This window comes from Nautilia sp. (genome assembly GCF_053994455.1).
Genome location: NZ_JBMYAU010000017.1, coordinates 20,077 through 30,834, shown reverse-complemented (window position 1 = coordinate 30,834; position 10,758 = coordinate 20,077). Strand labels below are relative to the sequence as shown.

At 39.7% G+C, this 10,758-nt stretch carries 11 protein-coding genes; 9 read left to right on the top strand and 2 right to left on the bottom strand.

The window, feature by feature from the left end; translation table 11 throughout:
• The 9 genes from ACXJIE_RS01045 to ACXJIE_RS01005 form a co-directional block, all read left to right on the top strand.
• A partial coding sequence (locus tag ACXJIE_RS01045; protein WP_456479129.1) for a GGDEF domain-containing protein occupies positions 1-495 on the top strand: 495 nt, incomplete at its 5' end.
• Between the two features lies 1 nt (position 496).
• Positions 497-1,048, top strand: coding sequence for a CvpA family protein (locus ACXJIE_RS01040; RefSeq protein WP_456479128.1), 552 nt, complete (start codon positions 497-499; stop codon positions 1,046-1,048).
• A complete protein-coding gene (gene lysS, locus ACXJIE_RS01035; RefSeq protein ID WP_456479127.1) occupies positions 1,041-2,549 on the top strand; it encodes a lysine--tRNA ligase in 1,509 nt (502 codons plus the stop codon). Before ACXJIE_RS01040 ends, lysS begins: the two co-directional genes overlap by 8 nt.
• Positions 2,550-2,562: 13 nt before the next feature.
• A complete protein-coding gene (locus ACXJIE_RS01030) occupies positions 2,563-3,810 on the top strand; it encodes a serine hydroxymethyltransferase (RefSeq protein WP_456479126.1) in 1,248 nt (415 codons plus the stop codon).
• A gap of 32 nt (positions 3,811-3,842) precedes the next feature.
• Positions 3,843-4,391: a DUF1882 domain-containing protein gene (locus ACXJIE_RS01025; RefSeq protein WP_456479125.1), complete on the top strand. Its 549-nt coding sequence runs from the start codon at positions 3,843-3,845 to the stop codon at positions 4,389-4,391.
• Between the two features lie 14 nt (positions 4,392-4,405).
• The gene (locus ACXJIE_RS01020; protein WP_456479124.1) at positions 4,406-5,059 is read left to right on the top strand and encodes an SPOR domain-containing protein; all 654 of its coding nucleotides are present in this window, start codon (positions 4,406-4,408) and stop codon (positions 5,057-5,059) included.
• The gene (locus ACXJIE_RS01015) at positions 5,059-6,456 is read left to right on the top strand and encodes an anthranilate synthase component I family protein (RefSeq protein ID WP_456479123.1); all 1,398 of its coding nucleotides are present in this window, start codon (positions 5,059-5,061) and stop codon (positions 6,454-6,456) included. Before ACXJIE_RS01020 ends, ACXJIE_RS01015 begins: the two co-directional genes overlap by 1 nt.
• A gap of 10 nt (positions 6,457-6,466) precedes the next feature.
• Positions 6,467-7,840, top strand: coding sequence for a chemotaxis protein CheX (locus tag ACXJIE_RS01010; protein ID WP_456479122.1), 1,374 nt, complete (start codon positions 6,467-6,469; stop codon positions 7,838-7,840).
• 19 nt (positions 7,841-7,859) lie between these two features.
• Positions 7,860-8,627, top strand: coding sequence for a shikimate dehydrogenase (locus ACXJIE_RS01005; RefSeq protein ID WP_456479121.1), 768 nt, complete (start codon positions 7,860-7,862; stop codon positions 8,625-8,627).
• Here ACXJIE_RS01005 and murA read toward each other — a convergent pair.
• Together murA and nfo are read right to left on the bottom strand one after the other, a co-directional pair.
• Positions 8,619-9,887 carry a UDP-N-acetylglucosamine 1-carboxyvinyltransferase gene (gene murA / locus ACXJIE_RS01000; protein ID WP_456479120.1) on the bottom strand — a complete coding sequence of 423 codons (1,269 nt, stop codon included), beginning with the start codon at positions 9,885-9,887 and terminating at the stop codon, positions 8,619-8,621. The two genes, ACXJIE_RS01005 and murA, sit on opposite strands and share 9 nt — an antisense overlap.
• Positions 9,880-10,725, bottom strand: coding sequence for a deoxyribonuclease IV (gene nfo / locus ACXJIE_RS00995; protein ID WP_456479119.1), 846 nt, complete (start codon positions 10,723-10,725; stop codon positions 9,880-9,882). Before nfo ends, murA begins: the two co-directional genes overlap by 8 nt.
• Positions 10,726-10,758: the final 33 nt, after the last annotated feature.

The window sequence follows — 10,758 nt, the reverse complement described above, 5'->3', positions numbered from 1 at the left end:
TATAAAGAGCTTCTTATAGATCCCCTTACGAAGGTTTACAACCGAAAAGCGCTTCTTAAGGATTTAAACGAAATATTGGAAAAAGGAAAAGAGAGGGATCTTAACCTTGTAATCGCAATAGTGGATTTGGATCGTTTCAAGGAAATTAACGATAAATACGGACATTTGGTTGGGGATTTCGTACTTATAAAAATAGCGGATATAATAAAAAAAATGATAAGAAGGGAAAACAAAATTTACAGATACGGAGGGGATGAGTTTATTATTATTTTTAACAGAATGGATATTTCGCATGTAAAAAGAATTATAGAAAGAATTGTAAAAAAAATAGAAAACACTCTTTTGAAATATAAGGAGGATTTAATCAAGGTCACCGTTTCTATAGGTCTTGCGAAACACAAAAGAAACGACACTTTCGATGAAATCATAAAAAGAGCCGACAATGCGCTGTATCAGGCGAAAATCAAGCGCAACGGCTTTGAAATAGGGGAGTGAGATGAGTATTTTTGACGGAATTATCATCGGTATTACGCTTATTCTCGCAATTAAGGGGTATTTTAACGGTATAATAAAAGAACTCGCCGGTCTGATAGGAATTATAGGAGGTTTCTTTCTGGCCTCGAAACTTTTTCACCAGACCGGGGTTTATATTAACGACAACCTTTTCAACATCCCCAATAAATCCGCGGTTGATCTTTTAGGGTTCATAGTGGTGTTCGTGGGATTTTGGATTTTGGCGGTGTTTATAGGGTTTTTACTCGGTAAAATTCTGAAAATCAGTGCTCTCGGGGCGCTTGACAGAATTTTGGGTTTTATATTTTCGGGTGCGAAGTTTTTTCTGCTTGTAAGCATTATCATAGCAATGCTCTGGCAGGTCGCGTTTATAAAAGAGAAAATGAAAAAATACACCCAAAAAAGCGTTATGTTTCCTGTTTTGGTCAAAATAGGCAAAAAAATTATAAATATAACGCCCGAGGATTTAGAAAAACTGGGGAAAAATGTTAAAATTTCACTTATACAACATAAAAAGGATAAACTGAATGTTTAGCAACGAATACTTAAAACTGAGAATGCAAAAAGCCGAAAAACTAAAAGAAGCGGGTATCAACCCGTACGGACACAATGCAAAAAGAGACACTAAAATTTCGGAATTTTTAGAAAAAAACGAAGATGTGGCATCTTTGGAAAACAGACGTGACGAAAACAGGAAATTTACGGTTGCGGGAAGGGTTAAGTTTTTAAGGCTTATGGGAAAAGCCGCTTTTTTCAAAATAGAAGATATGACGGGCATATTGCAGGTTTATATGTCCAAAAACGAACTCGGCGATAAATTCAATTTACTTAAAAAGAATCTTGAAGTGGGGGACATCGTCGAAGTAACCGGTTATCCGTTCGTAACGAAAACAGGGGAGCTAAGCATACACGCGGATGACGTTAAAATACTAACTAAAGCAATCCATCCGCTTCCCGAAAAATTTCATGGACTAACGGATGTCGAAACAAGATACAGACAGAGATATCTTGATATGATTATGAATAAAGAGGTAAGAGACACGTTTCTTTTAAGAAGCAAAATTGTCTCGCTGGTTAGGGAGTTTTTCTTAAAACACGGATTTTTGGAAGTTGAAACGCCGATGCTTCACACTGTTGTGGGCGGTGCTAATGCGAGGCCTTTTATGACACACCATAACGCCCTTGATATAGATATGAACCTCAGAATAGCACCGGAGCTGTTTTTAAAAAGGCTTATCGTGGGCGGATTCGAAGCGGTGTTTGAACTAAACAGAAATTTCAGAAACGAAGGAATTGACCACACCCACAACCCTGAATTTACCATGATAGAATTTTACTGGGCGTATCATACGAAAGAAGATTTGATGAAACTCACTCGTGAGCTGTTTGACTTTTTATTTGAAAAATTAAATCTTCCTAAAAAACTTCAGTATGGTGAAATGATTATCGATTTTGACAATTGGTCTACAATTACTTACAGGGACGCTCTTGTAAAAATCGGAAATATTCCGGAAGAAATACTTGAAGATGCGGATGCTATGAAAAAGTATTTAAAAGATCACGGAATTGAAGTTGAAGAGCATATAGACTCCAAAGGCAAACTGTGGGCGGAGCTTTTTGACGAGTTTGTGGAAAGCAAACTGATAGATCCCACTTTTGTAACTGACTTTCCTATTGAAATTTCACCGCTTGCGAGAAGAAGCGACGAAAATCCGGAAATTGCCGAAAGATTCGAGCTATTCATTGCAGGACGCGAAATTGCAAACGGATTTAACGAGCTCAACGATCCTCTTGATCAATATGAAAGATTTAAAGCCCAGCTTGAGGCCAAAGCCAAAGGCGACGAAGAAGGCATGGAAATGGATGAAGACTACATAAGGGCGCTTCAGTACGGAATGCCTCCCACCGCCGGTGAAGGTTTGGGTATCGACAGGCTCGTGATGCTTTTAACGAATTCACATTCGATTAAAGATGTGATTTTATTTCCGACGATGAAACCTAAAAAAGAAATTCAAAACGAAGACGACGTAAAATAAAAAAGGAGAAATAATGAGTTTAAGAGATTACGACATCGACGTGTATTCAATAATTGAAAAAGAACTTGAAAGACAGACAAACCACTTAGAAATGATTGCGAGTGAAAACTTCACACTTCCTGAAGTTATGGAAGCTATGGGAAGCGTATTTACAAACAAATACGCCGAAGGTTATCCGTATAAAAGATATTACGGGGGATGTGAGTATGCGGATTTGGTTGAGCAGCTGGCAATTGACAGGGCAAAGGAACTTTTCGGATGTGAATTTGCAAACGTGCAGCCGCATTCGGGAAGCCAGGCAAACGGTGCCGTGTATGTGGCGCTTCTAAAGCCTCTTGACAAACTGCTCGGAATGGATTTAAGCAACGGCGGGCATTTGACACACGGGGCGAAAGTAAACTTTTCAGGCAAACATTACCACAGTTTTTCTTACGGTATCGACGAAAAAACCGGAAGAATCGACTATGACAGGGTAATGGACATTGCTAAAATAGTAAAACCCAAAATGATAGTCTGCGGGGCGAGTGCGTATCCGAGGGAAATCGATTTTGCCAAATTCAGGGAAATAGCAGATGAAGTCGGTGCTATTTTAATGGCCGATATCGCACATATCGCCGGACTTGTGGTTGCGGGAGAACATCCTCATCCGTTCCCACACTGTGACGTTGTAACCACCACAACCCATAAAACATTAAGGGGTCCCAGAGGCGGACTTATTCTTACAAACAACGAAGAATACGCCAAAAAAATCAACAGCGCCATATTCCCGGGAATTCAGGGAGGACCGTTGGTACATGTGATTGCCGCTAAAGCCGTCGGATTTAAAATGAACCTTCAGCCGAGCTGGAAAGATTATGCAAAACAGGTAAAAGCAAACGCTAAAGTTTTGGCCGAAGTGCTGCTTGAGAGAGGGTATGACATCGTAAGCGGAGGAACCGACAATCATTTGGTACTTGTAAGTTTTCTGAATAAAGAATTCAGCGGCAAAGAAGCCGAAGAGGCACTCGGACGCGCGGGAATTACAGTAAACAAAAACACCGTTCCGGGTGAGAAAAGAAGTCCTTTCGTAACTTCCGGTATCAGAATAGGAAGCCCGGCTCTTACTGCGAGGGGTATGAAAGAGGACGAATTCAGACTGATAGCCACAAGAATAGCGGACGTGCTTGACGATATTTACAATCTGGAATTACAGGAAAAAGTTGCGGCGGAGCTTAAAGAGCTTGCAAGCAAGTTCGTGATTTACGACAAACCCACTTATTAAGGGTTTTTCCCTTAATATAAAAAGGAGACATATTGGCTTACGGCGTTGATATTTCTTTAATTAAAATGAATAAAAGTTACTATTATGAATATAAAGGTACAATTGTCAGTAAAATAGTTTATAAAGGGAGAACTTTTTTCGACAGATATGAAAAAGTAAACAGGCCTTTAACGTTTCAGGTTATGAACGAGCATGCCGAAGGAAAAATAATAGTAGCGCATGATCTGATTAACAGACAGAGAAATATAGTCGAAAACATAGTTATAGACTATAACGGCAGGGATCCCGAAAGATTCTGGAACAGGGCGAGCCTGCTTTTGAGGGATGAAGGTTTTTTGAATTTTACCGCGTATCATTCGAAAACTCCCGGGCATCTGCACCTTTATATTCATAAAGGACACACAACCCTAAACGAAGCCGTTCAGCTCGGAAAAACCCTTTCTATGAAACTTGCGGCGAAACTTCCCAAACAGTGGAGAGTTTTCCCCACCGACGAACTGCCCGGAGAATTCAATATACTCAATCTGCCTTACGGTCTTTATAAGAAAGAAAGAGGGGCAAAATGGGCTAGGCATATGTAAAAAAAGGAGTCGATATGGCGAACAAAGACGATTTATTGAATTTAAATGATAAAAAACCCGTAAAAAAACCTTTGATTTACGGGGCGATAGCTTTTTTGGTGTTTATTATAGGGGTTTTGGGATTTGCTATATACAATAACAGCGTTTCGAACAAACAGGAAAGCATTGTTATACCCCCTCAAATAAATAACGAGGAAAAACAGGAAAGTATGTTTAAAGAAGTCCCTATTGAAGAAGACAATACAAGCAGCTTAAGCGAAAAGCTTTTAAAAGAAAACGCCGAACAGCCTTCGGATACCGAAAAGTCCGCTGTTGAAGAACAGCCCCTTCAAGCACCGCAGCCGCAGAATTCCGAAATAAACGCCGCAAAACCGGAAAAAAAAGTAAAACAGGCAAAAAAAGAGGCTAAAGCCGCCGCGGCCGGGCATTATTACATTCAGGTGGCGGCTTTAATGAAATATAAAAAGCCGAATAAAAAATTTTTAGAACTTATAAAACAGGAGGGTTACGGTTACAGACTGTATAAAACCGAATATGTTAAAAACGGAAGAAAAATAGAAGTGGTTAAAATTTTAATAGGGCCTTTTGATAAAAAAACCGCTTATAAAAACCTCAAATCCGTCAGAGGTACGATTTCGCAAAACGCTTTTATTTATAAGGTGAAATAATGGTTTTCGATAAATTTCTTGTTGACGAATTTTCCCCCATAGCGATATACAACCAGATTAAACATCTTTTTCCTGAAGAGAGAATGTTTCTGCTTGAAAGCGTCATTAACAACACGGACGGAAATTATACGTTTTTATTTGTCGGCGAAAAGGAAAGAATCGTATACAAAGACGAAAAAACACATTATTTCGACGGAATTAAGGAAAACGTATATGAAACCGATCCTTTTGAATTTTTAAAAACCTATTATGAAAAAATAGATACGGAATATTACAAAAAAGTTTCGCGGGAACTGCAAATAGGTTTTGTCGACGGATTTGTCGGATATATAGGGTACGATATGGTAAAGGTTTTTGAGCCCGTTCTTAAAAGGCATATGCAAAACCTCGAAGACGAAACGGATATACCCGATTTTTATATGATAAGGCCCAAAATAGTAATAGGTTTTTCGCATAAATCTTCGGAACTTACCGTTATAATAAACGACGGACATCTGAAAAATTACCTGTACATAATAAAAGACGTAATAAACTCTTCATACAAACACCTTCCTTTAAAAAAGGCCGTAATAACACAAGAGCCTAAATTCGTGTTTTCAAAAGAAGAGTTTTTCGAAATGGTGGAAACGGCGAAAAAACATATCGGCGCCGGTGACATATTTCAAATAGTGCTTTCCAACCGTCTGAAAGTAAAAGCGAAAATAGACAGGCTCTCATTTTACAGAAAACTGAGAAGCAAAAACCCTTCGCCTTATCTTTATTATCTTGATATGGACGATTTCGCAATAATCGGAAGCTCACCGGAAGTTATGGTAAGGCTCAACGAAGGTATGATACTTTTAAGACCCATTGCCGGAACGAGAAAAAGAGGAAATACGCTGAAAAAAGATTTGGAAATGGAGCATGATATGCTAAACGACCCCAAAGAGGTCGCAGAACACATAATGCTCGTGGATCTCGGCAGGAACGACGTGGGAAGAGTTGCCAAAGCCGGAAGTGTGGAAGTGGAGGAGCTTATGAGGGTGGAGAGGTATTCCCATGTTATGCATTTGGTAAGCGACGTTGTGGGCGAGCTGGACGAAAAATACGATATGTTTGATCTTTTTAAAGCAACTTTTACGGCCGGGACAATGACAGGCGCCCCTAAAATAAAGGCTATGGAGCTTATCGCAAAATACGAAGGACTCAAAAGGGGATATTACGCAGGAAGTGTGGGATATTTCGGATTTGACGGCAATATGGACACCGCAATCACGATAAGAACCGCTCTGGTAAAAAACGACGAAATAATATTTCAGGCCGGTGCGGGAGTCGTTGCGGACAGCAGGCCGGAGCTTGAATATAAAGAGGTAAATAACAAACTCGAAGCGCTGGTCGCCACTTTAAAAGAACTTTAAAAGCGAAACAATGGGCGTTGTCAAAAGTTTTTTGGGACCTAAGGCATATTACAGACCTCAGGGGTTTCTCGACGCCAACAACGTAAGAATGATTATCACTCCCGCCGATTTAAAAGCTTTTGAGCAGAAAAACATTAAGTACGTAAGTATCGATTTTTCCAAAATAGTCAGTGCGAACATCAACGCAGTGAGGTTTTTAAACGATGTTTTTGAAAATTTATACAAAAAAGACGTTGAGTGCAGTTTTTTTAATTTAAACAAAAACGTTTACAATCTCGTACTGAAAATAAAAAACAGGTTTTTTAATATATACGAATCGGAAGAGGTCGAAAAGGTTTTTACGACCGACGAGATAATTAACAAAGACATTTATATATGCGGAATTAAAAATGAGGAAAACAGAAATCTTATTATCTACCATCTGGTAAAAAAGGGTTATTTTCCTTTAACCGTCGCCGGTGAGGAGGAAATTAAAAACAGAAAAAACGCGGTAATTATTAAAGATTCAATAGTTTCAAAGTTTTCAAACCGTGTAAGTGCGGTGGTGAGGGAAAATATCGTCTATTTTTATTTTGAAGGTTTTCTTGACACCGAAATTACCCGGAAATTTGATATGGATTATTTCAGAAGAAGTCTGAGTATCGGTTTTAGAGTGTTCGTTTTCAATATGGGCAATGTAAAAGGTCTGAATATACACGCCGTTAATTTCCTCTCAAAACTCGGGGTTGAAAGTGCCGAATACGGGGCGTTAATGATAATAGTGGGACTTAACTCCAAAAACACTCAGAAAAAACTGATAAACGATTTGGAAGTTGTTGGTTTTGTTTTTTTTGCGGATGAAAATGAAATGCTCGCTTCCGAAATCGTGAAGAGCGCCAGAAAAAATATGAGTATCGTTTATAAAAAACAGAAAAAAATAACAAAAGATCTCGTAAACCTTCTCCCTTATTTCGTCAATTCCACAATAAACACTATAGAACTTATGACGGGAATCAAAGCGGAAAAAGAAAAACCCGAACTCACTTCAATGAATATCGACACAACTCTTAACCATATAGCCAGCAGTTTGGGTTTTTACGGTGATATCGACGGTATGGTTGTTTTAATATTCAGCGAAAAACTTACTAAAAAAATTTCATATATACTGCTCGGGGAAGAGAGTTCCTCGCCCGAGGAGCTGTATGATATAGTGTCCGAATTTGCGAATATCATCGTGGGGAACACGAAAACGGAATTCGCCAAACACAACGTACATATAAATATGATCCTGCCGAAAGTGTTCAACAGTTTGGAAAATCTTAAGATACTCGTATCCGAAAAAAAAGCCATCGAAGTGAAGTTTTATTTTGACGAAGAAGAGTTTTATTTTTATTTAACAAGATAATTTCAATAAAAGGGGCTTTATGTATTTAATATTCGGCAATCCTGTTGCACATTCAAAATCGCCGCTTATGCATAACTATTTTTTTAAAAGAAAGAATATAAAATCCTGCTACGGGAGATATCTGCTTGAAAACGGCGAAGAGATTATAAAAACTTTTAAAAAACTGAAAATCAAAGGAGCGAACGTAACCGTACCCCACAAAGAATACGCTTTTAAATTCGCCGATGAAGTTAGGGGCATTGCAAAGGAAATAGGGGCCGTAAACACGCTTGTTTCGGAGGGCGGGAAAATAATAGGCTACAATACCGACGCTCCCGGTTTTTTAGAGGCGGTTAAAGAGTTTGAGTATGAAAGTGTTTTAATAATTGGAGCGGGAGGTACCGCAAAGGCTCTTAGTGTAGTTTTTCTAAACGCACACATTTTAAACAGAACCGAAAGCAGACTCCAGTATTTCAAAAACAAAAGAATTGTATCTTTTACGTGGGAAGAATTTAAAATAAAGAATTATGATTTGATTATCAACACCACAAGTGCGGGGCTCAACGATGACAACTATCCGGCGCCTGTTGAAACTTTGGAAAAACTTTTTGCAAATGCGAAGTATGCCGTCGATGTCATTTACGGAAAAGAAACCCCTTTTTTAAAACTTGCAAAAAAACATAACCTGAAAACTAAAACCGGACTTGATATGCTGGTATATCAGGGGGTTTTGGCAATGGAGCTGTTTTTGGGAAGAAAACTGGACAGAAAGGAAACCGCCCGAATATATTTTGAAATATTAAGGTAGGGCCTCGTCTTTCAGTTCCATTTCGGCGCCTAATGCGGTGAATTTTTCTATTAGTTTTTCATATCCCCTGAAAAGATGGTAAATTCTGTGTACATTTGTTTCGCCCTCGGCTATAAGTCCGGCCAAAACCAGTGCCGAAGAAGCCCTCAGATCCGTTGCCATAACATCGGCGCCTATCAAAGGGGTGGGGCCGTAAACGGTTGCCGTTTTGCTCTGTATTTTTATTTTCGCCCCGAGCCTGTTGAGTTCGGGCACGTGCATAAACCTGTTTTCAAACAGCCTCTCTTCAACGATGCTGACACCCTCCGCCTGCGTGGCTATCGCCATAAACTGTGCCTGCATATCGGTCGGAAACCCCGGATATTCTGTTGTTGATATGTTTGCGGGAAGAATTTTTTCGGCTGGAAAAATTGTTATTTCGTTTTCTTTCGCCTCAAGTCTGAATCCCATCTGGGAAAACTTTACAAGCACGCTTTCAAGATGTGCCGGTATGACGTTTTTAATCGTTATTTTAGAATTGGTTATCGCTCCGGCGGCAAGGTATGTTCCCGCTTCGATTCTGTCGGGAATTATTCTTTCTTTTTTAAACGACAGCAGCTCTCCGTCGCTTCCGTTTATGATTATTTCGTTCGAACCGGTGCCTTTTATTTCCGCCCCTGCTTTTTTCAGTACTTCGCATAGCTGCAGCACCTCCGGTTCTTTTGCGGCATTTATGATTCTTGTTTTACCTTTGGCAAGCACGGCGGCCATTATGATGTTTTCGGTACCGGTTACGGTTATTTTGTCAAAAATTATATCGGCGCCTTTAAGTTTTCCCGTTGCGTGGATGTAACCGCCCTCTATCCTTATTTCGGCGCCCATCGCTTCAAGCGCCTTTAAATGCAGATCCACGGGTCTCGCTCCTATGGCGCATCCGCCCGGAAGCGAAACCTTGCATTCTCCGAACCTCGCAAGCAGCGGTCCCAGAACCAGAATAGAAGCCCGCATGGTTTTTACTATTTCGTATACTGCCGTGGTATTGTTTATTGTGTTCGTGTCTACTATTAAAACATTGTTTTTAAATTCGTATTTCGCACCTAAAAGGCTAAAAAGTTTTAAAAGCGTTTTAACATCCGCAACTTCCGGCACGTTTTCAAGTGTTACGTCGTTTTTGGAGAGAATGGTAGAGGCTATAATCGGAAGGGCCGCATTTTTAGCGCCGCTTATTTCGATGCTTCCGGCGAGTTTAGGGGAACGTTTAATGTTTAAATATTTATACATTTTCGAAACTTTTAAGCAGTTTAATCTCTTCGGCCCATATTTCGGGATCTATTGTTTCTAAAATCAGGGGAATATTGTTTATTCTTTCGTCCTTCATAATAAATTTAAAAGCTTCAATCCCTATTTCCCCGAAACCCAACGAATGGTGTCTGTCCACACGGCTTGCGAATTTGGCTTTAGAATCGTTTATATGCATCCCTTTTAAATATTCGAACCCTATAATTTCGTCAAAAATTTTCATAGTTTCTTCATAAGCCTCTTTCGTGCGGATATCATAACCGGCCGCAAAAATGTGGGCGGTGTCTATACACACCCCGATTCTGCTTTTATCATCGACTTTGTCTATAATATATGCAAGGTGTTCGAATTTGTAACCTAAATTACTGCCCTGTCCGGCCGTGGTTTCAATAACGAATATACAGCTTTCCGTTTCTTTTACCGCTTTGTTTACGTTTTCACTTATTAAGTCGAGACATTCCTCTTCGCTAATTTTTTTAAGATGGCTTCCGGGATGAAAATTGAGATATTTAAGTCCGAGCCGTTCCACTCTTTTTGCTTCGTCTATAAAAGCCTTTAAGGATTTTTCGCGTTTTTCCTCCTCCGGATGTCCCAAATTTATTAAATAACTGTCATGCGGCAAAACGGCGTCGGCACTGAAACCGTGCTCGTCCATTAACCGTTTGAATTTGTTTACCGATTTTTCACTCAACGGTTTGGCAGCCCACTGTCTTTGGTTTTTTGTAAACAGCGCAAAACCGTCGGCACCGATGTCCGCCGCGTTTTTTACCGCATTTTCAACTCCGCCGCCAGCACTTACGTGTGCCCCTACATATTTCATCAAAACCCTTTTTGCCGGAATTTTATCAAAAAA

What these genes read in the sequence shown, in the direction of transcription:
- ACXJIE_RS01040 (WP_456479128.1), top strand. Translation starts at nt 497, where the DNA reads ATGAGTATTTTTGACGGAATTATCATCGGTATTACGCTTATTCTCGCA.
- lysS (WP_456479127.1), top strand. Translation starts at nt 1,041, where the DNA reads ATGTTTAGCAACGAATACTTAAAACTGAGAATGCAAAAAGCCGAAAAA.
- ACXJIE_RS01030 (WP_456479126.1), top strand. Translation starts at nt 2,563, where the DNA reads ATGAGTTTAAGAGATTACGACATCGACGTGTATTCAATAATTGAAAAA.
- ACXJIE_RS01020 (WP_456479124.1), top strand. Translation starts at nt 4,406, where the DNA reads ATGGCGAACAAAGACGATTTATTGAATTTAAATGATAAAAAACCCGTA.
- ACXJIE_RS01015 (WP_456479123.1), top strand. Translation starts at nt 5,059, where the DNA reads ATGGTTTTCGATAAATTTCTTGTTGACGAATTTTCCCCCATAGCGATA.
- ACXJIE_RS01010 (WP_456479122.1), top strand. Translation starts at nt 6,467, where the DNA reads ATGGGCGTTGTCAAAAGTTTTTTGGGACCTAAGGCATATTACAGACCT.
- ACXJIE_RS01005 (WP_456479121.1), top strand. Translation starts at nt 7,860, where the DNA reads ATGTATTTAATATTCGGCAATCCTGTTGCACATTCAAAATCGCCGCTT.
- murA (WP_456479120.1), bottom strand. Translation starts at nt 9,887, where the DNA reads ATGTATAAATATTTAAACATTAAACGTTCCCCTAAACTCGCCGGAAGC.
- nfo (WP_456479119.1), bottom strand. Translation starts at nt 10,725, where the DNA reads ATGAAATATGTAGGGGCACACGTAAGTGCTGGCGGCGGAGTTGAAAAT.